This is a genomic window from Streptomyces sp. NPDC001002 (assembly GCF_053599215.1).
This window is the reverse complement of the sequence record NZ_JBSFLV010000007.1, coordinates 105369-129752: the sequence shown is the minus strand read 5'-3', so window position 1 is coordinate 129752 and position 24384 is coordinate 105369. Positions and strand designations below refer to the sequence as shown.

Sequence of the window (24384 nt, the reverse complement as noted above, 5' to 3'; positions counted from 1 at the left end):
CGTCAGCGCCGCGTGCCGGTGCCGACGAGAGTGCGCTCGTACGGGTCGAGCAGCGCGCCGCGGACCGAGGCGCCGACGCCCGTGATGATCCGCTGGTGGACCAGGGGGACGACGGCATCGGTGCCGAGGATCGCCGCCTCGGCCGCCATCGCCGCGTCCTGCCGCTGCGCGGTGTCGCTGACGCCCTCGGCCTCGGCGACGGCCCGGTCGACGTCCTTGTCGCACAGCAGCGCCAGGTTGTAGCCACCGTCGCAGGTGAAGTCGCTGGCCAGCACGGCGACCGGGTCACCGGTGTCGACCAGGGTGTTGCGAGCGAGCACGAAGGCGTCGAACTTCCCGTCCAGCGCGTCGCTCTCCAGCCGCGAGTACTCACGCACCTCCAGCTCGACCCGGAACCCGGCCTTCTCCAGCTGCTGCTTCAACACCTGCGCGACTTCGGGGAGTTCGGGCCGGTTGTCGTACGTGGCGAGGGTGATCTTCGCGCCCTTGGGTGAAGCGGTATCGGTCCGGTCCGCCGGCCGCTTCCGCTTGCCCTCGGCCCAGGTGACGGCGGGGCCGTAGATGCCGGCTCCAGGGTCCGCGTGTCCTTCGTAGACGCCGTCGGCGAGCGCACCGGTGTCGACGGACTCGCGCGCGGCGGCCCGCAGTTGCGGGTCCTTGAAGGGGCCCGAGTCGCTGTTGAGGAGCAGGCTGGTGGTGCGGGTGGTGGCCGTCTCCTCGCGGGTCGCCCGGTCGAGAGTGGCGGCCTGCGCGACGGGGATCGCCTCGGCGAGGTCGGCCTGTCCGGTGCGCAGGGCGGCGGCGCGCGCGGTGCCGTCGGCGATGAACTTCACGTCCACGCCCGGGGCTTGGGCCCGTCCGCCCCAGTAGTCGTCGAAGCGGTCGAGGGTCGCGGCGGTGGCGCCGGTGACGTCGGTGAGTTCGAAGGGGCCGGTCGCGGTGCCTGCCAGATCGACGGCGCCTGCCTTGCCGTAGGCCTTCGTCGACAGGACGGCGAGGCTCGGGCTGGACATGCGCAGGGGCAGTACGGGGTCGGGCTTGTCCGTGGTGATCCGTACGCCGGTGTCGCCGTCGGGCTCGGCCTTGAGGGTGACGCCGGAGAGGGCCGCGGGGGCGGGCTTCGCCTCGGTGGCGTGGGTGAGGGAGGCGGCGACGGCGGCCGGGGTGACGTCCGTGCCGTCCTGGAAGGTGGCCTCGCGCAGGGTGAACAGCCAACTGCGGTCGTCCTCGCGGCGCCAGGAGGCGGCGAGGGCGGGGGCCGCGGCGCCGTTGGCGTCCAGGGCGGTCAGGCTCTCGGTGATGCCGAGGCGGCTGAGGATGGTGGCGTCGGCGCCGTACGGGGAGAGGTTCTCGGCGGGCGGGAAGGCGAGGGCGACCCGCAGCCGCGAGCCTTCCTTCGCGTCGCCGGACGACTCGTCGGCGCCGCCGGAGGCGAAGCAGCCGGTCAGGGCCGGGGCGAGGAGGAGAGCGAGCAGAAGTCGAAAACGGTGCACGGTGCGTCTACCGACCCATCGGTATCTCGAAGTGGATGATCCCCTGGCCGCCGTCCGGCTCCGCGCGCTCGTCGAGCACGACCTTGCCGAGCGACCGCCAGAAGGGTTCGGCGCCGGGAACGGCCGGATCCGTGTGCAGATACACGGCGCGGTAGCCGCCGTCGGCGGCGGCGAACGCGAGCAGTTCGTCGACCAGGCGCCGGGCGAGGCCGCGTCGGCGGTGGTCCGGACGGACGTAGATCCGGCGCAGTTGGGCGGTCTCGCCGGAGGGGTAGCGCTCGGCGAGAGGGCGCGGGTTCGGCGGGTGGGCCGGGCCGCGGGAGTCGAGGGCGCCGGTGGCCACGACGGTGCCGTCTGCCGGGTCGGTCGCGATCAGGAGGGTGTGGCGGGCGGGGGCGAGGTAGGCGGCGGCCGGGTCGATGATGTCGCCGTGCCAGCGCGGCACATAGCCGGTGCCGAAGTCGCGGTAGACGGTGTCGAGCATCACGGCTCGCGCACCGTCGAGGTCGTCCGGGCGCGCCGCCCTGATGCAGTAGTCAAGCACTTGCACATCATATGCATTAGCCCTTCGGAGCTTGATCGACTCGATTTGACAGCCTCGCGGCCAGCCCCTAAAACCTACCCACATGACATTCATTTTCAAAAACGCGGTCCGGTAGTGCGGGTCGCCTTCGTCGGGAAGGGCGGCAGCGGCAAGACGACCCTGTCGGCCCTCTTCGCCCGCCATCTGGCCCGCTCCGGCGCGCCCGTGCTCGCCATCGACGGCGACATCAACCAGCACCTCGCCGCGGCGCTGGCCCCTGACACCGAACCGGTCACCGCCCCTCCCCTGGGCGCCCACCTGGGCGAGCTGAAGGAGTTCCTGCGCGGGACCAATCCCCGCATCGCCTCCCGCGAGGCCATGATCAAGACCACCCCACCGGGGCGCGGCTCACGCCTGCTGCGCCTGCTCGGCGACGACGAGGTGCACGCCCGGCACGTGGTCCGGGCGGGTGAGGTCCCGCTGATGGCGACGGGCGAGTTCGAGGAAAGCGACCTCGGGGTGGCCTGCTACCACTCCAAACTCGGCGCGGTGGAGCTGTACTTGAACCATCTGGTCGACGGCCCCGGCGAATACGTAGTCGTCGACATGACCGCGGGCGCCGACGCCTTCGCCTCCGGCCTCTTCACCCGCTTCGACCTGACCTTCCTGGTGGCCGAACCCACCCGCAAGGGCGTCTCCGTCTACCGCCAGTACCGCGACCACGCCCGGGAGTTCGGCGTCCGGATCGCGGTCGTCGGCAACAAGGTGACGGGCGAGGACGACCTGCTCTTCCTCAAGGAGGAGGTGGGCGAGGACCTCCTGACCCACCTGGTCCAGTCCCCCTGGGTGCGCTCCGCCGAACAGGGCCGCGCACGGGGCGAGTTGGAACCCCACAACCGCCACGCCCTGAACGTCCTGCGCGAGACCGTCGACGCCCGCCCCAAGGACTGGCCGACCCTGCACCGCCACGCCGTCGACTTCCACCTGCGCAACGCGCGCGCATGGGCGGACCGGGCGACGGGCCTGGACCTGGCCGCCCAGGTGGACCCGGACTTCGTACCGGGCCCGCCCGCACTGGCCTGACCCCACCACACCCCCCACTCACTCACTCACTCACTCACCAACTACCCGACAGGACACCCCTCTTCATGTCTCTCGACGTCTCCCCGAAGCTCCTCGCCGAAGCCGAGAACGGTGACATCCGCGAGGCGGACTTCGTGGACACGGTCCGCACGTCCCTCCCGTACGCCTACGACCTGATCGCCGGCCTCGCGACCGAACTGCGCGCCGGCACTGCCGAGTTCACCGACAACCAGACCGCGCCCCCGTCGGAACGGGAGCGCGGCCAGTTGCTGCGGGCCCTCGCCAGCGACGCCATCCGAGGCAGCCTGGAACGCCACTTCGGGGTGACCCTCGCCTTCCAGAACTGCCACCGGGTGGCGGCGTTCCGACCGGAGTCGCTGGACGGGGAGTCGTACGCGAAGTTCACGTCGGTCCGCTCGCAGGTCCTGAACCAGTCACCGGAGTTCAGGGACTGCTGACCACATGTCAGGCGGACCGGTGGGCTACCGCTTCTGCTCCACCCGCACCCAGTCCACCTCCGCCTGCACTCCCCCGGCCGCGATCTTGTCCACGCTGGACTGCGGCAGGCCCCAGTAGGGGGTCGTCACCTGGTTCCAGCCGGCGGGGTACGCCCCGCCGAGGGCCAGGTTGAGGATGACGTACTGGTTGTGGTCGAAGACCCACTGCCCGCGCGTCGACTCCAGTTTGTTGCGGGTCGTCTCCTGGACGAGGACGTCGTCGACGTAGAAGCGCATTCCGGTGGGCGTCCATTCGACCGCGTATGTGTGCCACTGGTCGACCCTGCCGGCGTTCGGGAAGGTCTGGCGGGCGCCGATGTTGCCGTCGGCCGAGTAGCCGGGGCCGTGCAATGCGGTGCTCGTCCAGTCCGGGTAGCCGATGTTCTCCATGATGTCGGTCTCGCCGGAGGCCGGCCAGGAGACCGAGGTGTCGTCGACGTTGCTGCCGAGCAGCCAGAAGGCGGGCCAGAAGCCGTCACCGACCGGGAGTTTCATGCGGGCGCTGACCCGGCCGTAGGTGAAGTCGAACTTGGTGTTGGTGTCGATGCGGCCGGAGGTGAAGTCGTAGGTCCCGGCGGGTGTCTGGGTGCAGTCGTTGCAGTACCTGGACTTGAGCAGCAGGCTGCCGTTCTGCGTGACGATGTTGTTCGTGGAGTCGACGTACGCCTGGGATTCTCCGTTGACCGGGCCCATTTCGTAACCCGTCCTGACCACACGCCACTTGGAGCGGTCCAGGCTCGTGCCGGTGAAGTCGTCGAAGAACGCGGTCTGGTACGTGCCCGACTGCTCGCCGGGCAGCGCCGGGTAGGCCGCCGCCGCGCTGCCGCCCGTGCCCCAGACCTGGAACTCGTAGAGGGAGTAGCCGAATTGGGCGGTGGCGGGGGCCGGGTTGTAGAAGCTGCGGCGCTCCTTGCCGAGCATGCGGACGTAGCGGCCGGTGGCCGGGGTGGAGAGGGTGACCGTGTCGTGGCGGCCCGTGGCCTCGGACGGTGACTTGATGTCGGCGCGGCGGGCTGCCACGTCCGCGGCCGAGGGCTGGTAGACCGTGCGCCAGGTGCGGTTGTCGTCGGAGACCTGGAGTTGGTAGTCGACGGCGTAGGCCGCCTCCCAGTAGAAGTCCACCGAGGAGATGGTCGAGGTGGCGCCCAGGTCGACCGAGACCCAGCGGTCGGCGTTCCAGTCGCTGGACCAACGGGTCGCGTCGTCCTTGAGGTTGGCGGGCCAGCCGCCGTCGGTGAGGAACGCCGGTGAATTGCCCGAGTGTTGGTAGTAGTTCGTGTACGCCGGGTGGTTCAGGGCGAGGTTGCTGCGGGTCGTGGACGCGGGGGCCGGTTCGCCGCCGTAGACCCTGAACGAGTAGAGCGAGTAGCCGTAGGGCGTGGCGCGTTCGAGGCCGCGCATGCGGACGTAACGGCCTGTCGCCTCCTGCGGGTACGTGTTCGCGGTGATCGAGCCGCCGGTGCCGGCCGTCTCCGTGTAGAAGGGCGTCCAGTCCGTGCCGTTCTTCGAGACCTCCAGGACGTACCGCTTGCCGTACGCGGCCTCCCAGTCCAGGGTGACGCGGTCCACGCGGATGGTCGCGCCGAGGTCGATGCGGATCCAGGCGTCGTCGGCGAAGTTGCTGGACCAGCGGGTGGCGCCGTTGCCGTCGAAGGCGAGGCCGGGGGCGGTGCCGGCGTTCTCGCTGCCGGAGGCGGTGACGGCGGCCGGGTTCGCGGTGTAGGCGGTGCCGGCGCGGTCGGTGTCCCAGGTGGCCGCCGCCGCGGCGGCCTCCGGGGCGGGGGCGGCGAGGGCCGGGGTCGCGGACAGCAGGGCGACGGCGGCCAGGGCGGCCAATAAGGTGCGGGATCTCATGCGGCTCTCCCTTGAGCTGGGGATGAGAGGGGAATGAGGCGGGGTTGAGCTGGGGGTCTTGATGACGTGCTCATGACAGACTTGGGAGTCTGTACACACAGGGGGATCGATCGTCCCGGCCGCCCGAGGAGATCCGCCGACCCGGCACGGTGGCCGTGGGCTCCCGCACCCACGTCCACCGTGCCCGCCGCCGAGACCGTCAGGCGGCCCGCTGCGCCTGGCTGCGATGCGTCCGCACGAGGTCGGCGTACCGGTGTCCGGTGCCCTTGATCGTGCGGACCTGCGTCTTGTAGTCGACGTGGATCAGACCGAACCGCTTCTCGTAGCCGTAGGCCCACTCGAAGTTGTCCAGCAGCGACCAGGCGAAGTAGCCCGCCAGCGGGGCACCCTTGCGGGCGGCCGAGGCGCAGGCGGCCAGGTGCTTCTCCAGGTAGTCCTGGCGCTCCGGGTCGTCGACGGTGCCGTCGGGCCGTACGACGTCCGGGTAGGCGGAGCCGTTCTCGGTGACGTACAGCTTGCGGGCGCCGTACTCCTCGGTGAGCCGGAGCAGCAGGGTCTCGATGCCGCTCGCGTCCACCTCCCAGTCCATCCCCGTGCGCGGCACGCCGAGGCGGCGGACCGAGCGGACGCGAGGCGCCTGGCCGCGCGGGTCGTCGGCGACGGTGGCCGGGAAGTAGTAGTTCAGGCCGAGCCAGTCCAGCGGCGCGGCGATGGTCTCCAAGTCGCCCGGCTGCTCGGGGAGTTCGACGCCGTAGACCTCCTGCATGTCGGCCGGGAAGCCGCGGCCGTGGATCGGGTCGAGCCACCAGCGGTTGACGTGGCCGTCGTGCCGGCGGGCGGCCTGGATGTCCTCCTCGCGGTCGGTGGCCGCGTACACGGTGGAGAGGTTGTTGACGATGCCGATCTGGGCGTCCGGGGCGGCGGCGCGGATCGCCTGGACGGCGAGGCCGTGGCCCAGCAGCAGGTGGTACGAGGTGCGGACCGCGGCCGTCAGGTCCGTCCAGCCCGGCGCCATCTTGCCTTCCAGGTGGCCGATCCAGGACGAGCAGGAGGGCTCGTTCAGGGTGGCCCAGTGGGAGACGCGGTCGCCGAGGCGTTCGGCCACGACGGAGGCGTACGAGGCGAAGTGCTCGGCCGTCTCCCGCTCCGGCCAGCCGCCCCGGTCCTGGAGGGCCTGCGGGAGGTCCCAGTGGTAGAGGGTGACCGACGGGGTGATGCCCGCCTCCAGCAGGGCGTCCACCAACTGGTCGTAGAAAGCGAGGCCCTTGGCGTTGACCGGGCCGTCGCCGCCGGGCACCACGCGCGGCCAGGCGATCGACAACCGGTAGGCGTTGGTGCCCAGTTGGCGCATCAGGCCGATGTCCTCGCGCCAGCGGTGGTAGTGGTCGCAGGCCACGTCACCGTTGTCGTTGTTCGCGATCTTGCCGGGCGTGTGCGAGAAGGTGTCCCAGATCGACGGCGCGCGTCCGTCCTCGGCGACGGCTCCCTCGATCTGGTACGCCGCGGTGGCCGTGCCCCACAGGAAGTCGTGCGGGAGTGCGGCGAAGTCGATGGTCACAGAGGTCCTTTCGGAGTGGGGGGAGTCGCTCACTTGACGGCGCCCGCCGTCAGCCCGGCGACCAAGTAGCGCTGGAGGAGCAGGAATCCGGCGACCACGGGCACGCTGACGACCAGCGAGGCGGCCATGATCTGGTTCCAGTACACGTCGTTGAGCGTGGAGTAGCCCTGGAGGCCGACGGCGAGGGTCCGGGTGGTGTCGTTGGTCATCACCGACGCGAACAGCACCTCGCCCCACGCGGTCATGAACGCGTAGACGGCGACCGCGACGATGCCGGGGATCGCGGCCGGCACCACGACCCGGAACAGCGCGCCGAGCGGGCCGCAGCCGTCCACCAGGGCGGCCTCGTCCAGGTCGCGCGGCACCGAGTCGAAGTACCCGATCAGCATCCAGATCGAGAACGGCAGGGAGAAGGTCAGATACGTCAGGATCAGCCCGCCGCGCGAGCCGAACAGGGCGATGCCGGTGGCGTTGCCGATGTTGACGTAGATGAGGAAGAGCGGGAGCAGGAAGAGGATGCCCGGGAACATCTGCGTGGACAGCACGGTGACCGTGAAGACCCGCTTGCCGCGGAAGCTGTAGCGGCTGACGGCGTACGCCGAGAAGACCGCGATCACCACCGACAGCACGGTCGCCGCACCCGCCACGACCAGCGAGTTCATGAAGTACCGGGCGAGCGGCACGGTCGACCAGATGTCGATGTACGGGCGGATGGTCAGCCCGCTGGGCAGCCAGCGGAACTTGCCCGTGACGTCGGCCAGCGGCTTCAGCGAGCTGGAGATCATCACGTACACCGGGATCAGCACGAAGCCGGTGAGCAGCGTCAGGAAGATCCGCCGGGACCAGATGAAGGAGCGCGGCGGCGCCATCGGCGAACTGTGGCTAGACATCGGCGGTCCTCCGTCCGCGCGAGGTGAGCGCGAGGTAGACGCCCGTCACCACCAGCAGGAACAGCAGCAGGAGTACGGACATGGCGGAGCCGGTGCCGAAGTTCCAGGTGACGAACGAGGCCTGGTAGATGTGGACCGAGATGAGGTCCGCGGCCTCGGGGGCGGCCTTGCCGAACAGGACGTAGGGCGTGTTGAAGTCGTTGAACGTCCACAGGAACAGGACCAGTACGAGGACCTGGTTGACCGGGCGCAGCGACGGCAGGGTGATGCGGCGCAGTTGCTGCACCATCCCGGCGCCGTCCAGCGCGGCGGCCTCGTACAGCTCCTTGGGGATGTTCTGCAGGCCGGCCATCACGATGAGGAAGGCGAACGGCCAGCCCTTCCACACGTGCACGATCAGCAGTGCGTAGAAGCTGTTGTCGCCGATCAGCCAGAACGACGGCTTGCTGGTGATGTGCAGCTGGTCGTGCAGGACGTGGTTCACCAGGCCGTTGTCGTGCTGGAACATGAACACCCAGGTGATCACGGCCGCGTAGACCGGCAGGGCGTACGGGACCAGGAACAGGGCGCGCAGGATGCCCCGGCCGCGGAAGTTGTCCTGCATGTAGACCGCCGCCGCCGTGCCGATCAGCCAACAGAGGCTGACCGACAGGATGGTGAAGACGACGGTGACGAAGAAGGAGTGCAGCAGGTCCTGGCCGACGGGGGCGTCGAAGTCGACCGACACCTTGTAGTTGTCGAAGCCGGACCAGGGCGCGGTCCCCCAGTCCCGGATGTAGAACTGGGTGAGCTCCTTGAAGCTCATCACGATGCCGATGACCATCGGGATGAGGTGGACCAGGAGTTCGAGGAGCAGGGCGGGCAGAAGCAGCAGATACGGCAGTGCGATGCGGCGGATCCTCCCGGGGCGGCGGCGGGGCGCTTTCTCCGCCGACCCGGGAGAGTTCTTGTGCACGGCGGCCTCTGCGGGTGCAGTGGTCGTCATTGTTTCTCTCACTTCGCCGGCATCTGCTGCTGGGCCTTCTCGAGCTTCGCCTTCACCGATTCGGTGGTCACCGCGCGGCCGGCGGCGACGTCGGCGAACAGGTCCTTGACGGCCGTGCCGACCGCGGTCTCGAACTGCGACTCGTCGGCGACCTGCGGCAGGGCCGCGGCGCTGGTGGCGAGGGTGTCCTTGAGGACGGAGTTCGACGCGGAGTTGAAGGCGGCGTCCTCCTGGGCGGCCTTGACCGGCGGGATGGAGCTGTACGCGGTGTTGAGGATCTTCTGCTCCGCGTCGCTGGTCATGAACTTCACGAACTGGGTGGCGCCGTCGAGGTTGTCGGTGTTCTTGAAGACGGCGAGGTTGATGCCCGCGACCATCGAGTTGACCTGCGCGCCGGTGCCGGGGGTGCCGGACTGCACGGGCACCGGGGCGATGCCGTACTTGGACTCGTCCATGCCCTGCGACTTGAGGTTGGCGGACGCGGACTGCCACAGCAGCATCGCCTGCTTGCCCTTGGCGAAGTCGCTCACGGACTGGTTCTGCGCGTACTCGGCGTCACCGGTCGGGATGACCTTGTCCTTGGCCATCAGGTCGACGTACTGCTTCACACCGGCGACCACCGCGTCGTTGGTGAAGTCGGCCTTGCCGTCGGCGGTGAAGAAGTCACCGCCGTGCTGCTTGGCGAAGACGAAGGTGTGGTGGATGTTCTCGGAGACGTTCGCGCCCTCGGCACCCAGCGCCGACTTGCCCTTCGCCTGGATCTTCTTGCCGTCGGCGACCAGCTCGGCCCAGGTGGCCGGGGGCTTGCTGATGCCGGCGTCGGCGAAGATCTCCTTGTTGTAGTAGAGGGCGTACGCCATCGAGTACAGCGGGACCGCGGCCGGGTCCTTGCCCTCGGCGCCGGTCGAGCCGAGCGCGGAGTCGACGAAGCGGTCCTTGCCGCCGATCTTGCCGAAGTTCGTCGCGTCCCACGGCAGCAGCGCGCCGGTGGCCTGCAGGGAGGCGCTCCAGGTGTTGCCGATGTTCAGGACGTCGGGGCCCTGGCCCGAGGTGGTCGCGGTCAGGATGCGGTTCAGCAGGTCCGACCAGGGGACGACCTCCAGCTTGACCTTGATGCCGGTCTGCTTCTGGAACTTGTCGAGCTCCGGCTGCAGGACCTTCTTGTCGATGGCGATGCTCGCGCCCTGGTTGGAGGCCCAGTACGTGAGGGTCTTCGGCGAGTCGTTGGACCCGCCGTCCGTCGACGAACCGCCTCCGCAGGCCGTGGCGGCGAGGGCGAGTGACATGGTGACGGCGCCTACGGCCGCGGCTCGGATGCTGCGCATGGCTCCCGGTGTCCCTTCAGGGATTACAGTCATGACTTAATTTAGGACGTGAGTTAAACCTCAAGAGATGCCCTCGTCAAGGGGTACGGCAACCATCGTGGAACTCCGGTCGCACCTCTTGACGCATCCGTTCAGGCAGTTGAAGCATTCAAGGACAAGAGAGCGCTCCCAATCCCCACCGTGTTCACTTCCTGAACAGGAGAGCCGCCCCATGTCTTTGCCTGCCCTACCTCGCAGAACCGTCCTCGGTGCCGCGGCCGCCGCTGCCGTTCCCGCGGTGCTCGGCCTGTCCGCCCGCGCGGAGGCCGCCCCCACGTCCGGCTCCGCCGCCGTCCCCGGTCCGGCAGCCCTCCCCGGCGGCGGCGACCTCGGCGCCAACGTGATCGTCTTCGACCCGTCGATGTCGTCCGCCAGCATCCAGTCCAGGCTGGACCAGATCTTCCAGCAGCAGGAGACGGCGCAGTTCGGCACCGGCCGCTACCAGCTGCTCTTCAAGCCCGGCACCTACAGCGGGCTCAACGCCCAACTCGGCTTCTACACCTCGATCTCGGGCCTCGGTCTGTCGCCCGACAACACCACCATCAACGGCGACATCACCGTCGACGCCGGCTGGTTCAGCGGCAACGCCACGCAGAACTTCTGGCGTTCGGCGGAGAACCTCGCGCTGGTCCCCGTGAGCGGTACGAACAGGTGGGCCGTGGCTCAGGCGGCCCCCTTCCGTCGTATGCACGTGCGCGGCAGCCTCAACCTCTCGCCCAACGGCTACGGTTGGGCCTCCGGCGGCTACATCGCCGACAGCCGGATCGACGGTCAGGTCCAGCCGTACTCGCAGCAGCAGTGGTACACCCGGGACAGCGTGATCGGCAGCTGGCTCAACGGCGTCTGGAACATGGTGTTCTCGGGCGTGCAGGGCGCTCCCCCGCAGGGCTTCCCGAACCCGGTGTACACCACCCTCGGCACGACGCCGATCTCCCGCGAGAAGCCCTTCCTGTACCTGAACGGCACCGAGTACCGGATCTTCCTGCCGGAGAAGCGCACCAACGCGAGCGGGGTGACCTGGGGCAGCGGCACACCGCGCGGCACCTCGCTGTCCCTGTCGCAGTTCTACGTCGCCAAGCCGGGCGTCACCGCGGCCACGCTCAACGAGGCGCTCACGCAGGGACTTCACCTGCTGCTGACCCCGGGCATCTACCACCTCAACGCGCCGATCCAGGTGAACCGCGCCAACACCGTTGTCCTGGGCCTGGGTTACGCAACCCTCGTCCCGGACAACGGAGTCACGGCCATGAAGGTCGCCGACGTCGACGGGGTGCGGCTCGCGGGCTTCCTGATCGACGCGGGCACGGTCAACTCGGCCACCCTGCTGGAAGTTGGCCCCGCGGGCACGACGACGGACCACTCCGCCAACCCCACCACCGTCCAGGACGTGTTCGTCCGCATCGGCGGCGCGGGGGCGGGCAAGGCGACCACCAGCATGGTCATCAACAACCGCCACACCATCGTCGACCACACCTGGCTCTGGCGCGCCGACCACGGTTCGGGCGTCGGCTGGGACACCAACCGGGCGGACTACGGCCTGGTGGTCAACGGCGCGGACGTCCTCGCAACAGGCCTGTTCGTGGAGCACTTCAACAAGTACGACGTGCAGTGGAACGGCGAGCGCGGCCGCACGATCTTCTTCCAGAACGAGAAGGCGTACGACGCGCCCAACCAGGCCGCGATCCAGAACGGTTCGATCAAGGGGTACGCCGCCTACAAGGTCGGCGACAACGTGACCGTGCACGAGGGCTGGGGTCTGGGCAGCTACTGCTACTACAACGTCAATCCGGCGATCGTGCAGCACAACGGCTTCGCGGCGCCGGTCCGGTCGGGGGTGAAGTTCCACGACCTGCTCGTGGTCTCGCTCGGCGGCCAGGGCCAGTACGAGCGCGTCATCAACGAGACCGGTTCGCCGACCTCGGGCACGACGACCATCCCGTCCACGGTGGTGTCGTACCCGTGAACCGGGGGCGGCCCCGCGCCTGTTGAGGAGCGGGGCCGCCGTGCCGGTCGGTGGCGGTGCCGACGAGTCGGCGACCACAGGGTCCCCGGTTCGCAGGGGTCCCGGTTCATCGGATCCTCGGCTCATCGGGGCCCTGGCCTCACAGATCCCCGGCTCACCGGGTCACCGCGTCGGCGTTCCGGCGGGCGCCGGCGCGTACCTGGTGGGCCGGGCCGTGGACGTGCCGCGGCCTTGGCTGCGCCTCGGCTCCGGCTGCGGCTGCGGCTGCGGCTGCGCAACTGGGTCGCGTAGCCGAAGAGTTCGGCCGGTGGCTCGGTCGCCGTCACGACGACCGAGCCACCGGTGCCCCGAAACACCGGGCTACCAGACCCCGACCCACCGAATCACCGCACCGACATCCCAGCAGGCGCCGGCGCATACCCGGTAGGCCGGGCCGTGAACGTGCCGCGGCCCTGGCTTCGGCTGCGCAATCTCGTTGCGTAGCCGAAGAGTTCGGCCAGTGGCACGGTGGCCGTTACGACCGCCGAACCGCCTCGCGTGGTCGAGCCCGAGACGCGGCCCCGGCGGGCGGCGAGGTCGCCGAGGACTCCGCCGACGGACTCGTCGGGGACGGTGACCGTGACCTCGACGACCGGCTCCAGGAGGACCATCGCGCAGGCGCGCAGGGCCTCCCGCAGTCCGAGCCGGCCCGCGGTGCGGAAGGCGGTGTCGGAGGAGTCCTTCACGTGGGTCGACCCGTCGGTGAGCGTGACGCGCAGCCCGGTCACCGGGTGCCCGCCCAGCGGCCCTTCGGCCAGGGCGTCCCGGCAGCCGGCCTCGACCGCGCGGACGTACTCCTGCGGAACCCGCCCACCGACGACCGCCGAGCGGAACTCGAAGCCGCTGTCCGCCGGTTCGACATCGAGGACGACATGGGCGAACTGCCCTGCCCCGCCGTCCTGTTTGACGTGCCGGAAGACCAGACCGGAGACCCCTCGGCCGACCGTCTCGCGGTAACTGACCCTCGGGCGGCCGACGTTGACCTCCACGGCGTGGACGCGGCGCAGTTGCTCCGTCGCCACCTCCAGGTGGAGTTCACCCATGCCCGACAGCACCGTCTGGCCCGTCTCGGGATCCGTCCGTACGACCAGCGAGGGGTCCTCCTCGACCAGTCGCGCGAGCGCCGACGCCAGCCGGCCGGTCTCCATCGACCTGCGAGCCTCGACCGCGACGGAGACCACGGGTTCGGCGACACCGGGCGGCTCCAGCACCAGCGGGGCGCCGGGCGCGCACAGCGTCGAACCCGCCCGGGCGGACTTCAGCCCGGCCACCGCCACGATGTCCCCGGCGACCGCGCGGTCGACCTGGGCGTGCCGGTCGGCCCGGACGCGCAGGATCCGCCCGACGCGTTCGGTACGGTGTGCGACCGCGTCCCACACGATGTCTCCCTTCTCGACCGTTCCCGAGTACACCCGCAGATACGTCAGCCGCCCCGTCGGGGTGGCGTTCACCTTGAACGCCAGTGCCGCGAAGGGCGCCGCCGGATCCGCGGGCCGTTCCTCCACCGTGCCGTCACCCGTGCCTCGTACAGCGGGCACATCCAGCGGCGACGGCAGGTACGACACGACGGCGTCGAGCAGCGGCTCGATCCCGCGGTTGCGGTAGGCCGAGCCGCAGAGCACGACCAGTCCGTCCCCGCTGCGCGTGAGGTCCCGCAGGGCGGCGGCCAGCGTCTCGGCGGACAGCCTGCCGTCGGCGCAGAACTCCTCCAGTGCCGCCGGATGGAGTTCGGCGACGGCTTCCTCCAGCAGCCGCCGACGCCGCTGCGCCTCCTCGTACAACTCCCCCGGCACCGACATGAGTTCGGCCGCCTCGGCACCGTCCGCCCACACCAGCGCACGCATCCGCAGCAGGTCGACGACACCGGAGAAACCGCCCTCGACGCCGATGGGCAACTGCACGACCAGCGGCGCCGGATGCAGCCGTTCCCGGATCGAGTCGACGGCGCTGTCGAGGTCCGCGCCCGCGCGGTCCAGCTTGTTGACGAACGCGATCCTGGGCACGCCGTGCCGATCCGCCTGCCGCCACACGGACTCGCTCTGCGGCTCCACGCCCGCGACGGCGTCGAACACCGCGACCGCGCCGTCGAGCACCCTCAGCGCGCGCTCCACCTCGTCGGCGAAGTCGACGTGCCCGGGGGTGTCGATCAGGTTGATCCGGTGACCGTCCCAGGTGCAGCTCACCGCCGCCGCGAAGATGGTGATCCCGCGGTCGCGCTCTTGCGGGTCGAAGTCGGTGACGGTGGTGCCGTCGTGGACCTCACCGCGCCGGTGCGTGGTGCCGGTGGCGAACAGGATCCGCTCGGTGACGGTGGTCTTGCCGGCGTCGACGTGGGCGAGGATGCCGAAGTTGCGGACAAGGGTCAGGGGGTTGAGGTGAGTGCGCACGGCCCATGGGCCTTTCTGGTGATCTCGCGATCGGAAAAGGGCAGCGCGATTCCCGGACGGAACGTCACGACGACGGACGCCATGAAGGCTCGTCGGTGGACGAGAAAGTGGACGGGAGAAACGTGTCAGACGTTCGTCACGGGCATCCGGTACCGGCCGCGCAGCAGGCACCGGGCGGATGAAGACACCAGGATCACCTGGTACCGGGGACGGGGAACGACGACAGCGGCACGGTGACGCACGGCTGGGCTCCCCTCGACTGGTCTGACGTGACCTGGCGAGTGTAGGGAGACCGACGCGTGCCGGTCACCGGATTATTCGAGGACCCGGGACCTCAGCGGTACTTGGCGATGAATGCCTTCACCTCGTCCCACACGGCCGGCTGCTGATTCAGCAGGTCGTTGCCGTGCTGGGCACCGTCCACCAACTCCAGCTTCTTCCCCGTGGACTTCTTGGCCAGCCCCGCCAACTCCTGCGCGTCCGCGGCGAATTCACCGTCTCCCTTCGCGGCGATGAAATACACCGGCATCGCCAACTTCGGTACGGCGGCCGTCGCGTCCATGTCCTGATACAGGCCCGGGCCGGACACCGACACCACCGCCGAGACCGCCGGCCGGACCTCCGCCGCGGCGACCAGCGAGGCGGTGCCGCCCTTGGACGCGCCCATCAGGACGATCTTCCCGGCCCCTTCGCCGCGCAGCCGCTCGGCGGCCCCCTGGATCTCCTCCACCTCGGAACCGTTGCTGTCGACGGCGATCACCCGGTAACCGTCGGATGCGAGCTCCTCGGCGCCGACGACCCACGAGCAGATGTTGTTGTCGGACTGGTGGGACAGGATGACGCCGGTCGCGCCGGTGCCCGTCTCGTAGCCGTTGACGTCGGCCCCTTCGCTGTCCTTGAAGGTGACCGACTTCTTGAGCTGCTTGCCCGACAGACACCCGAAGTCGTTGACGGTGGATTCGGCCTCCGGCGTCGAGGACGGCCCGTCCCCCTTGTCGCCGTCACCGTCACCGCCGCACGCGACGAGCGCCAGCATCCCCGTACAGACCAGCATCACGGCAGCCCGCATCGCTGAGTTCACGCGTCCTCCCCCGTCGAGAATCTGCCGCAAGCTAACGTCCGGACCAGGTCCGGTCAATGCATCGCGCAGGGCCCCGCCGGGCCGCCGTGAACATCGGGGGAACGATGGGAACTTATCCACCGGACCGGCAGTTTCCACGATGCTGTAGATATCCGACAGATATCCGACCCGAGTACCAGGAGTGCGCATGGCCCTGTGGGACCGCATCAAGGAATCCGCATCGACGATGCAGACCCAGCTGGTGTCGAAGAAGAACGACCTCAAGAGCGGTGCGTTCCGTGACGCCAGCATGGCGATGTGCGCGCTCGTCGCGGCCGCGGACGGCACCATCGACCCGGCCGAGCGCCAGCGCGTGGCCCAGCTCATCTCCACCAACGAGGTCCTGCAGAACTTCCCCGCGGACGACCTGCGCCGCCGCTTCGAGGAGAACCTGAACAAGCTGACCGCCGACTTCGCCTTCGGCAAGGTCACCGTGTTGCAGGAGATCGCCAAGGCCAAGAAGAAGCCGGCCGAGGCCCGTGCCGTGATCCAGATCGGCATCGTCATCGGCGGCGCCGACGGCGACTTCGACAAGACGGAACAGGCCGTCGTACGAGAGGCGTGCTTCGCGCTCGACCTGCCGCCGCACGAGTTCGACCTCTGATTCCACCGCTGAGCCTCTGGCTCTGACGGGCGGCTGTGCCCTGACCCGGCCCGGAATTCTCCGGGCCGGGTTTACGTCGCGCAGAACCGGTGAGGCGCGTGGGATGTGTCATCCCCTCCACACCGTTGTGCAGGTGGCGCGGTGAGCCAGACCACACGCACCGAGCCCGCTCCCGTCCCTGCCCCTGTCTCTGCCCCCACGCAGGCCAGGCCCGAAACCGGCCCCGAGCGGCCGAGTAGTCCCACGTCCCAACCCGCGAAGACCCGCGACTCCTACTTCGACAACGCCAAGTACCTCGCGATCCTGCTGGTCGCGATGGGCCACGCGTGGGAGCCGCTGCGCGACGGCAGCCGCACCGTCACCGCGGTCTACACGTTCGTCTACGCCTTCCACATGCCGGCGTTCATCGTGATCTCGGGCTACTTCTCGCGCTCCTTCGACGCGAGCCCGCAGCGGATCCGGCGCCTGGTGACCGGCGTCGCCGTCCCCTACGTCCTCTTCGAGACGGCGTACACCCTGTTCACCCGGTGGACCGACCACGAGCCGGACCGCGCGATCAGCCTGCTCGACCCGCTGTATCTGACCTGGTTCCTCGCCGCGCTGTTCGTCTGGCGGCTGACGACCCCGATCTGGCGCCAGGTGCGCTGGCCGCTGCCGATCGCGCTGGTCATCGCGATGCTGGCGACCATGTCACCGTCCATCGGCGAGGACCTCGACATGCAGCGCCTGCTGCAGTTCCTGCCGTACTTCGTGCTCGGCCTGTGTCTGCGGCCCGAGCACTTCCGACTGCTGCGCCAGTGGAAGGTGCGCCTGCTCGCCGTACCGGTGGCTCTGTGCGGGCTCGCGGTGGCGTACTGGTCGGCGCCCCGGATGACCGGCGCGTGGTTCTTCCACCGTGACAGCGCCGAGCAGTTGGGGTCGCCCAGCTGGACGGGACCGCTGATGACGCTGGCCATCTTCGGCTGCTCGACGGTGCTGGTCGCCTGCTTCCTGTCCTGGGTGCCGGGGCGCCGGACCTGGTTCACCGTGCTGGGCGCGGGCACGCTGTACGGCTATCTGCTGCACGGATTCCTCGCCCAGGGCTCGAAGCCCTGGGGCTGGTACTCCCCCGACTGGATCTACCGGCCGGTCGGCGAGATCGTCGTGACGCTCTTCGCCGCAGTGGCCGTGACCCTGCTGTGCACACCGCCCGTGCGACGGGTCTTCCGCTTCGCCATGGAGCCGAGGATGGAGTGGGCGTTCAGGTCGCGTACGTGACCACTGCCTGAGTCGTCTCAGTCGTGCGGTGCCTTGCCGGTGACCCGGTGGTCCGCATGGCTGAGCGCCTCCATGACGAGCCGCCGCAGATGCCCGTCGCGCAGGCTGTAGTGGACGTGCCGCCCTTCGCGCCGCGTCTCCACCAGCCCCGCGAGCCGCAACTTCGCCAGATGCTGACTGACGGCGGTCCGGGACGCCTCGCAGCGCTCGGCCAGCGAGCCGACGTCCGACTCGCCCTGCGCGAGCAGCCACAGCAGATGCAGCCGGGTCGCGTCGGAGAGCAGGGCGAACACCTCGGTCGCCTCGGCCAGCCGCGCGCCGTCCGGCGCCCGCAGATGCGTATCGGCCGCAGATGGCACGGGCTCGCGTGAGGACATGGGCTCAGCCTAGAGCCAGGCCGGCCCGAACCCCGCACGCGCGATCTCCGCACGCACGCCTGCTCCACGTACATCCGATCGTCATGTGCGCAGATGCGCACATGACGACTATGCTGACGGCGTCGCCCCGACCGCCCCGCCCCAGGGAGCCGTCCGCATGCTCGCCGTCCTGCGCAACCGCACCTACCGCCGGCTCTTCACCGCCCAGGTCGTCGCCCTGGTCGGCACCGGACTGGCCACCGTGGCGCTCGGCCTGCTGGCGTACGACCTCGCGGGCGCCGACGCCGGTTCGGTGCTCGGCACCGCGCTCGCGATCAAGATGGTGGCGTACGTCGGGATCGCGCCGCTCGTGGGTGCCGTGGCGGACCGGGTGCCGCGCCGGGCGCTGATGGTGGGCTCCGACCTCACCCGGGCCGGCGTCGCGTCCGCGCTCCCCTTCGTCGACCAGGTCTGGCAGGTCTACGTCCTGGTCTTCCTGCTCCAGTCCGCGTCGGCCGCGTTCACGCCGACGTTCCAGGCCGTGATCCCGGACGTGCTGCCGGCGGAGCGCGACTACACGCGGGCGCTGTCCATGTCCCGGCTCGCCTACGACCTGGAGAGCCTGTTCTCCCCCGCGCTGGCCGCCGCGCTGCTGTCCGTGATCACGTACAACTGGCTGTTCACCGGGACGATGTTGGGCTTCCTCGCCTCGGCCGCGCTGGTGCTCTCGACCCCGCTGCCGAGGCCGTCCTGGACGCGGAAGGCGGGCGGCGCCTACGCCAAGGCGACAGCCGGCACCCGTCTCTTCTTCGCCGTCCCGCAACTGCGTGCCCTGCTCGCGCTGAACCTCGCGGTGGCCTGCGCGAGCGCGATGGTGACCGTCAACTCCGTCGTCTACGTACGCGACTTCCTCGGTCTGTCGGCCGACGCCGTGGCGCTGGCGCTCGGTGCGTACGGCGCGGGTTCGATGACCGTCGCGCTGGCGCTGCCGCGTGTGCTGGACCGGGTGGCGGACCGGACGGTGATGCTGCGCGGGGCCCTGCTGCTCGGCGTCGTCTTCGCCGGGCTCGGCGCCATCACGGCCGCGCGGTACGGGAGTTGGCGCGCACCCGCGCTGCTGGTGCTGTGGGCCGCGTTCGGCGCGGGCTGCTCGACGATCCTCACGCCGACCGCCCGGCTGATCCGTCGCTCGGCCCCGGCGGAAGAACGGACAGCGGCGTTCGCCGCGCAGTTCTCTCTGTCGCACGGCTGCTGGCTGCTGACGTATCCGCTGGCGGGGGTGCTGGGCGCGGCAGTTGGGCTCCAGGGCGCCGTATGCGCCCTGGGCGCCCTCACGTTGGCCGCGTCTCTGCTCGCCGTCCGCCTGTGGCGGGTGCCTCGACCGACCGGCGCTGTCGCGCCAACGGGCCCCGCCCGCGGGCGAGTTCAGCCCAGCTTGCGCGCCACGCCCCCGTAGAAGCCGATCTCCTCGGAGCGCGCCGGCGGCGGGGTGTCCGGGCGCCAGAACGGGACCTGGGCCAGGCCCGGTTCGACCAGTTCGAAGCCGTCGAAGAACCGCTCGACCTGGTCGCGGGAGCGCAGGTTCAGGGTGGCGCTGGCGTTGTTGTAGACGGCCTGCGCGTCGCGGCGGTCGGCGAAGTCGCCGGTGGCGTGCGACAGGACCAGGTAGCTGCCGGCCGGGAGCGCGTCGCGCAGGGTGGCCACGATCTGCTCGGGCTTGTCCGCCTCGGTGAGGAAGTGGACGACGGCGACGAGGAGTACGGCGACCGGCTGATCGAAGTCGATGACCTGGCGCACGTCCGGGTGGTCCACGATGGCCCGCGGGTCGCGCAGGTCGCCGAGCACGATGCTGGTCGCGCCGGTGTCGCTGAGCAGCGCGTCGCCGTGGACCTTCACGATCGGGTCGTTGTCGACGTACGCGACGCGCACGTCCGGCGCGGTCGCCTGCGCGGTCTCGTGCACGTTCGGCGAGGTGGGCAGTCCCGTGCCGATGTCGAGGAGTTGATGGACGCCGGCCTCGACGACGTAACGGACGGCGCGCCGCATGAAGTCGCGGTTGGCCCGCACGCCGATCCGCGCCTCGGGCGCCGCGGCGGCGAGTGCGTCACCGGCCTGGCGGTCGACCTCGTAGTGGTCCTTGCCGCCCAGCAGGTAGTCGTAGATCCGCGCAGGATGTGGCCTGCTGGTGTCGATCTCCTCGGCGCGGAAGCCGTCCTTGCCCACCCTGCGCTCCCCTCTCCACGACCGCCACGGCCAACGGACCCGTGATCGGTTGACGACAGCTTCGCATATCAACTTGGCTCCGTGTGACCGGAGTCGACGGCGACGGCACCGAACCCGAAAGGCACCGAGCACGGGTTGTGCGACCGTCCCCGCCTTCAGCCGGACGCGTCCGGGCCGTCGGTCAAGTAGAGGTGCGGTTCGAAGGCCCGCAGGAGCAGCGAGCGCATGCGGTCCGGCCGCATCTCGGTCGAGCCGGCGAGGATCTGCATCGCCAAGCCGTCGACCATCGCGGTGAACCGGTCGGCGAGGGCCTCGACGTCCGCCTCCGGCGCCAGGCCCTCGGACCGGCACTCCTGCAGCACGTCCACCACGACCCGGTACCAGCCCGAGTAGATCCGCCGCTGCGCGGGCCGCAGCAGCGGCTCCAGCATCGCCTGGTTCCAGAACTGGATCCACACCGACCATTCGTCGATGTCGTCGGCGGTGAGCGGGAGTTGGACCTCGATCAGGCGGCGCAGCTTGTCCCGCGCGGAGGTCGCCCGGCCGAACTCCTCGTCGAGCCGGGTACGGAACCGCTGGGCGTAGTACTCGAGCGCCGCGTGCAGCGTGGCTTCCTTGCTGGGGAAGTGGTAATGCACGGTCGCCGTGCTGGTCCCGCAGTAGCGGGCGATGTCCGAGACCCGCACGTTGTGGTAGCCGCGGCGGGCGATGAGAACGGTCGCGGCCTCCAGGATCTGGTCCCTGCGTTCCCGTCCCGTCACCGGCTGCGCCCGGTCCCGTCCGGCCTCGGGCGGGAGCACGGGCTCCGGACCGGCTCCCTCGACCAGATACGCCGTCGACACCCCGCAGGCCTTCGCGAGGGCGGCGATCTCCTCGTCGCGCAGCCGCCGGGTCCCGCGCAGCGCCTTGGACAGCGCGGTCGGGTCCATGCCGATCCGGTGGGCGACCTCGCGCTGGGAGACAGCGGCCGCCCGGATCGCCGTACGGACGCGCTCCGGCAGCTCGGCGGCGGTCGCGGCCGGCCGCTCTTCGATGCTGGTCATAACCCGTTCAGTATGTCAGCCAAGGCGATTCACCCCAGGTGTCCGACGGCCGTCAGGGCGCTCATCACCTCGGCCGCGACCCACTCGCCCGACGAGATCGCCCCGTCGATGTAGCCGTTCCACACCGAGGCGGTCTCGGTCCCCGCCCAGTGCACGAGCCCGGACGGCTCCCGCCAACCGTCCCTGCCGTGCCGGGTCCAGCCGCCCGGGGTCACGAAACACTCGTAGCCCCCGATGGTCCAGCCCGTCCGCGGCCAGATCTTCTCGACGTAGTCGACGGGCTGTCCGGCCTCGGGTCCTGCCACCGCGGACAGTGCGGCCAGCACCTCGTAGCGGCGCTCGGTCTCGGTTCCGGCGGACCAGCGGTCGAGCCGGTCGCCGTAGACGAACGCGACGAGCACACCGCGCGAGGCGTCCTCCGGGGAGTTGTCGAAGACGACGCCGACCGGGCTGTCGCCGTAGAGCGTCGCGATGCCGGAGCGGCCGGCCGTGCGCCAGAAGGGTTCCTCGTACACGGCGTGCACCTTGGCGACCCGCCCCATCGGCGAGTGGCGCACCCAGCCGCGCCGCGCGGTGGGCAGCACCGGGTCGAACGCGATCCGTTCGATCGCGGCCGGAGGTACGGCGACCACGGCGCGCCGCGCGCGGACGACGGTGTGGCCGGTGTACGCCTCCACCCCGTGCGCGGTCTGCCGCAGGGAGAGCACCGGTTCGCCGAGTCGGACCCGCCCGCCCAGCGACTTCGCGAGTGCGTGGGCCACCGCGTCGGCTCCGTCGGAGAAGCGCGCATCCTGCGCGCAGCCGCGGGTCTCCATCAGCTGTTCGTAGCCGCCGCCGGAGGCCAGGTAGAACAGCACGTGGAAGAAGGAGATCTCGCGGGGTTCGGCACACCACACGCCCTGGATCGCGAGCGCCAGTCGCTGGAGTGCGTCCTCGTCGTCGGTCTGCGCGCGGAAGAAGTCCTCGGCCGACAGGGTGTCGAACTCCGCGAACCGCGGGGTGGACCAAGGGAGTTCGAGGTCGACGGTACGGGCGAGATCGTCGAGCAGCGCGGTGACGCGTGCGTACTCCCCGATGCCCGGTCCGGCGTCCGGTGCGCCGCCCTCGTAGTCCAGGCGAGTGCCGTCGGCGCGGACCTCGACGTGCCGCCCGGTCTCCCAGGTCGGGAACGTCCGGCAACCGAAGTGGTCCGCCAGAGCATGGAAGCGTCGCTGGGTCGGCCCGATCCACTGTCCGCCGTGGTCGATGCGCACCCCCGACGGACTCACCTGACTGAACACACGGCCGCCCACGCGGTCGGCGGCCTCCAGCACGACAACGTCGACCCCGGCGTCGGCCAGCCGCCACGCGGTGGTCAGCCCCGCGTATCCGGCGCCCACGACCACGACCTCGGTGTCGACGGCAGAAGTTTCGAGTGGTGTCACACCGACGACCGTGCCGCAACATTGACTCGCCAGTCAAGAAGCTCCACAAAATTGCGATCGAAGCCTTGACAGCATCGCCCGCCGCAGTCAGCCTGACTCACCAATCAGTCATTGCGTTTTCTTGTCGATACCCGTAGACCAATAGATCGGGAGTGGCAATGACCTCAGATTCGCAACTCCAAGTGCGAGAGGCCCAGACGGACAAGGGCCTGCGCTCCGGCGCGCTCTCCATGGCCACCAGCCTGATCCTCGCCGTGGCCTCCGCGGCGCCCGCCTACAGCCTCACCGCGACGCTGGCCTTCGTCGTCGGATACGTCGGCTTCCAGGCCCCGGCCGTGGTGGTCCTCGCCTTCATCCCGATCCTGTTCGTCTCCTTCGGCTACGCCGCGCTCAACTGCCGCGATCCGGACTGCGGCACGATCTTCACCTGGGCCACCCGCTCCCTGAACCCGAGCCTCGGCTTCCTCGGCGGCTGGGCGATCATCGCGTCCTTCGTCCTCGTGATCGGCAGCCTCGCGCAGGTCGCGGGACAGTACGTGTTCCTGCTGTTCGGCGCGGAGGGCGTCGGCTCCGACCCTGCGGACTGGCGGGTGTTGCTGGCCGGACTCGGCTGGCTCGCCCTGATGACCCTCGTCTGCTACCGCGGCATCGAGATCGCGGCCGCGGTCCAACGCGCCCTGCTTTTCCTGGAGTTCGGCATGCTCGTGGCCCTCTCCGTCGTCGCGCTCGTCAAGGTGTACGCCGGCAGCGCGCCGACCGGCACCAGACGGCCGAGCCTGTCCTGGCTCAACCCGTTCGAGGGCGCGTCCCTGAGCGCGTTCGTCAGCGCGCTGGTGCTGATGCTGTTCATCTACTGGGGTTGGGAGACGGCGCTCACCGTCAACGAGGAGACCACCGACCGGCACCGCGTCCCCGGCCGCGCCGCGACCTGGTCGACGGTCCTGCTGGTGGCGCTGTACCTCCTCGCCACGTTCGCCGCGATCTCCTTCGCCGGCATCGGCGACTCCGGGATCGGCCTCAACAACCCGGACAACTCAGGGGATGTCCTCTACGGCTTCGGCACCGCGGTGTTCGGGTCGAGCGGTTTCGGCTCGGTGCTGTGGCACCTGCTGATCCTCATGGTCCTCACCTCGGCCGCCGCCTCGACGGAGACGACCGTCCTGACCCTGAGCCGCACGATGCTCTCGATGGGCGACCAGGGCGCGCTCCCCCGCGCACTGGCCAAGGTGCACCCGCGCTTCCGCATCCCGCACGTGGGCACGATCGCGGTGGGGGTCATCGGAGCGGTCGTGTACGTGGCGTTGAACTTCCTCGGCCACGGTCTCGTCCTCGGCGACGCGGTGTCCGCCTGCGGGGTGCTGATCGCGTTCTACTACGGGCTCACCGGGCTCACGTCCGCCTGGGTTCACCGCGCCGGGCCGCGCGCCAAGGCCTCGGACCTCTGGCTGACCGTCGTCCTGCCCGCGATCGGCGGGGTCGTCCTGCTCGGCGCGGGCGCGTGGAGCCTGGTGCAGGCGTGGGATCCGATCAACAGCGGTACGAGTTGGACGCTCCCGTTCTCTTCGGGATCCCGCGTCGGCGGCGCGTTCGTGATCGGCACCGGGACGGTCGTACTGGGGCTGCTCGCGCTACTGGTCTCCCGGCGCCTGTATCCCGCATTCTTCGAACGTCGGCCGACCGCCGTGGCCCACACCTGAGTCCCGGGCCGTTCTCTGTTCTCC

20 protein-coding genes are annotated in these 24384 nt (G+C 70.0%); 7 read left to right on the top strand and 13 right to left on the bottom strand.

The annotated features are described in order from the left end of the window. Positions 1-2 precede the first annotated feature (2 nt). Together ACWDR3_RS06130 and ACWDR3_RS06125 are read right to left on the bottom strand one after the other, a co-directional pair. Entirely contained in the window at positions 3-1493 is a 1491-nt protein-coding gene (locus ACWDR3_RS06130; protein WP_450351170.1) for an ABC transporter substrate-binding protein, read from the bottom strand. A gap of 7 nt (positions 1494-1500) precedes the next feature. Next, positions 1501-2037 (bottom strand): GNAT family N-acetyltransferase, encoded by a 537-nt coding sequence (locus ACWDR3_RS06125; RefSeq protein WP_450351168.1) that lies wholly within the window; start codon positions 2035-2037, stop codon positions 1501-1503. A 114-nt stretch (positions 2038-2151) separates the two neighbouring features. Between ACWDR3_RS06125 and ACWDR3_RS06120 the strand changes: the two genes are divergently transcribed. Together ACWDR3_RS06120 and ACWDR3_RS06115 are read left to right on the top strand one after the other, a co-directional pair. Then, on the top strand, positions 2152-3099 hold the full coding sequence (locus ACWDR3_RS06120) for an ATP-binding protein (RefSeq protein ID WP_450351166.1): 948 nt from the start codon (positions 2152-2154) through the stop codon (positions 3097-3099). Positions 3100-3164: 65 nt separating this feature from the next. Further along, a complete protein-coding gene (locus ACWDR3_RS06115) occupies positions 3165-3557 on the top strand; it encodes an SCO5389 family protein (protein WP_450351165.1) in 393 nt (130 codons plus the stop codon). Between the two features lie 24 nt (positions 3558-3581). Here ACWDR3_RS06115 and ACWDR3_RS06110 read toward each other — a convergent pair whose 3' ends face one another. The 5 genes from ACWDR3_RS06110 to ACWDR3_RS06090 all read right to left on the bottom strand — a co-directional run bounded on the left by ACWDR3_RS06110 (position 3582) and on the right by ACWDR3_RS06090 (position 10208). Beyond that, positions 3582-5450: a discoidin domain-containing protein gene (locus tag ACWDR3_RS06110; protein WP_450351163.1), complete on the bottom strand. Its 1869-nt coding sequence runs from the start codon at positions 5448-5450 to the stop codon at positions 3582-3584. Between the two features lie 199 nt (positions 5451-5649). Beyond that, a complete protein-coding gene (locus tag ACWDR3_RS06105) occupies positions 5650-7008 on the bottom strand; it encodes a GH1 family beta-glucosidase (RefSeq protein WP_450351161.1) in 1359 nt (452 codons plus the stop codon). A gap of 29 nt (positions 7009-7037) precedes the next feature. Beyond that, the gene (locus ACWDR3_RS06100; protein ID WP_450351225.1) at positions 7038-7877 is read right to left on the bottom strand and encodes a carbohydrate ABC transporter permease; all 840 of its coding nucleotides are present in this window, start codon (positions 7875-7877) and stop codon (positions 7038-7040) included. Positions 7878-7890: 13 nt separating this feature from the next. Further along, on the bottom strand, positions 7891-8883 hold the full coding sequence (locus tag ACWDR3_RS06095; protein ID WP_450351160.1) for a carbohydrate ABC transporter permease: 993 nt from the start codon (positions 8881-8883) through the stop codon (positions 7891-7893). An 8-nt stretch (positions 8884-8891) separates the two neighbouring features. Further along, positions 8892-10208: an ABC transporter substrate-binding protein gene (locus ACWDR3_RS06090; RefSeq protein WP_450351158.1), complete on the bottom strand. Its 1317-nt coding sequence runs from the start codon at positions 10206-10208 to the stop codon at positions 8892-8894. 211 nt (positions 10209-10419) lie between these two features. Here ACWDR3_RS06090 and ACWDR3_RS06085 point away from each other — a divergent pair, with 211 nt between their 5' ends. After that, a complete protein-coding gene (locus tag ACWDR3_RS06085) occupies positions 10420-12210 on the top strand; it encodes a coagulation factor 5/8 type domain-containing protein (RefSeq protein WP_450351157.1) in 1791 nt (596 codons plus the stop codon). Positions 12211-12593: 383 nt separating this feature from the next. Here the strand turns inward: ACWDR3_RS06085 and fusA are convergent, their stop codons facing one another. Both fusA and ACWDR3_RS06075 read right to left on the bottom strand, forming a co-directional pair. Next, on the bottom strand, positions 12594-14636 hold the full coding sequence (gene fusA / locus ACWDR3_RS06080) for an elongation factor G (RefSeq protein ID WP_450351156.1): 2043 nt from the start codon (positions 14634-14636) through the stop codon (positions 12594-12596). A 334-nt stretch (positions 14637-14970) separates the two neighbouring features. Further along, the gene (locus ACWDR3_RS06075) at positions 14971-15717 is read right to left on the bottom strand and encodes a dienelactone hydrolase family protein (RefSeq protein WP_450351155.1); all 747 of its coding nucleotides are present in this window, start codon (positions 15715-15717) and stop codon (positions 14971-14973) included. 187 nt (positions 15718-15904) lie between these two features. On the opposite strand from ACWDR3_RS06075, the gene ACWDR3_RS06070 reads away from it, so the two are divergent. Together ACWDR3_RS06070 and ACWDR3_RS06065 are read left to right on the top strand one after the other, a co-directional pair. Further along, the gene (locus tag ACWDR3_RS06070; protein ID WP_124002293.1) at positions 15905-16360 is read left to right on the top strand and encodes a tellurite resistance TerB family protein; all 456 of its coding nucleotides are present in this window, start codon (positions 15905-15907) and stop codon (positions 16358-16360) included. Positions 16361-16501: 141 nt separating this feature from the next. Further along, a complete protein-coding gene (locus ACWDR3_RS06065; protein ID WP_450351154.1) occupies positions 16502-17617 on the top strand; it encodes an acyltransferase family protein in 1116 nt (371 codons plus the stop codon). Positions 17618-17634: 17 nt separating this feature from the next. Here the strand turns inward: ACWDR3_RS06065 and ACWDR3_RS06060 are convergent, their stop codons facing one another. Further along, positions 17635-17994 carry an ArsR/SmtB family transcription factor gene (locus tag ACWDR3_RS06060; protein ID WP_450351152.1) on the bottom strand — a complete coding sequence of 120 codons (360 nt, stop codon included), beginning with the start codon at positions 17992-17994 and terminating at the stop codon, positions 17635-17637. A gap of 157 nt (positions 17995-18151) precedes the next feature. Between ACWDR3_RS06060 and ACWDR3_RS06055 the strand changes: the two genes are divergently transcribed. Further along, positions 18152-19429, top strand: a complete 1278-nt coding sequence (locus ACWDR3_RS06055) for an MFS transporter (protein WP_450351151.1) — start codon at positions 18152-18154, stop codon at positions 19427-19429. Here the strand turns inward: ACWDR3_RS06055 and ACWDR3_RS06050 are convergent. The 3 genes from ACWDR3_RS06050 to ACWDR3_RS06040 all read right to left on the bottom strand — a co-directional run bounded on the left by ACWDR3_RS06050 (position 19399) and on the right by ACWDR3_RS06040 (position 22663). Next, complete coding sequence (locus tag ACWDR3_RS06050) at positions 19399-20196, bottom strand: SAM-dependent methyltransferase (protein ID WP_450351150.1); 798 nt, start codon at positions 20194-20196, stop codon at positions 19399-19401. The two genes, ACWDR3_RS06055 and ACWDR3_RS06050, sit on opposite strands and share 31 nt — an antisense overlap. A 155-nt stretch (positions 20197-20351) precedes the next feature. Beyond that, the gene (locus ACWDR3_RS06045; RefSeq protein ID WP_450351149.1) at positions 20352-21239 is read right to left on the bottom strand and encodes a TetR family transcriptional regulator C-terminal domain-containing protein; all 888 of its coding nucleotides are present in this window, start codon (positions 21237-21239) and stop codon (positions 20352-20354) included. A gap of 29 nt (positions 21240-21268) precedes the next feature. After that, positions 21269-22663 carry a flavin monoamine oxidase family protein gene (locus ACWDR3_RS06040; RefSeq protein WP_450351147.1) on the bottom strand — a complete coding sequence of 465 codons (1395 nt, stop codon included), beginning with the start codon at positions 22661-22663 and terminating at the stop codon, positions 21269-21271. Between the two features lie 158 nt (positions 22664-22821). Between ACWDR3_RS06040 and ACWDR3_RS06035 the strand changes: the two genes are divergently transcribed. Continuing rightward, entirely contained in the window at positions 22822-24360 is a 1539-nt protein-coding gene (locus ACWDR3_RS06035; RefSeq protein WP_450351145.1) for an APC family permease, read from the top strand. Positions 24361-24384: the final 24 nt, after the last annotated feature.

Excerpts from the sequence above, each read along its gene's own strand:
- ACWDR3_RS06085 (WP_450351157.1), top strand. The coding sequence starts at position 10,420 with ATGTCTTTGCCTGCCCTACCTCGCAGAACCGTCCTCGGTGCCGCGGCC.
- ACWDR3_RS06115 (WP_450351165.1), top strand. The coding sequence starts at position 3,165 with ATGTCTCTCGACGTCTCCCCGAAGCTCCTCGCCGAAGCCGAGAACGGT.
- ACWDR3_RS06100 (WP_450351225.1), bottom strand. The coding sequence starts at position 7,877 with ATGGCGCCGCCGCGCTCCTTCATCTGGTCCCGGCGGATCTTCCTGACG.
- ACWDR3_RS06060 (WP_450351152.1), bottom strand. The coding sequence starts at position 17,994 with ATGTCCTCACGCGAGCCCGTGCCATCTGCGGCCGATACGCATCTGCGG.
- ACWDR3_RS06090 (WP_450351158.1), bottom strand. The coding sequence starts at position 10,208 with ATGCGCAGCATCCGAGCCGCGGCCGTAGGCGCCGTCACCATGTCACTC.
- ACWDR3_RS06055 (WP_450351151.1), top strand. The coding sequence starts at position 18,152 with ATGCTCGCCGTCCTGCGCAACCGCACCTACCGCCGGCTCTTCACCGCC.
- ACWDR3_RS06070 (WP_124002293.1), top strand. The coding sequence starts at position 15,905 with ATGGCCCTGTGGGACCGCATCAAGGAATCCGCATCGACGATGCAGACC.
- ACWDR3_RS06035 (WP_450351145.1), top strand. The coding sequence starts at position 22,822 with ATGACCTCAGATTCGCAACTCCAAGTGCGAGAGGCCCAGACGGACAAG.
- ACWDR3_RS06110 (WP_450351163.1), bottom strand. The coding sequence starts at position 5,450 with ATGAGATCCCGCACCTTATTGGCCGCCCTGGCCGCCGTCGCCCTGCTG.
- ACWDR3_RS06095 (WP_450351160.1), bottom strand. The coding sequence starts at position 8,883 with ATGACGACCACTGCACCCGCAGAGGCCGCCGTGCACAAGAACTCTCCC.
- ACWDR3_RS06045 (WP_450351149.1), bottom strand. The coding sequence starts at position 21,239 with ATGACCAGCATCGAAGAGCGGCCGGCCGCGACCGCCGCCGAGCTGCCG.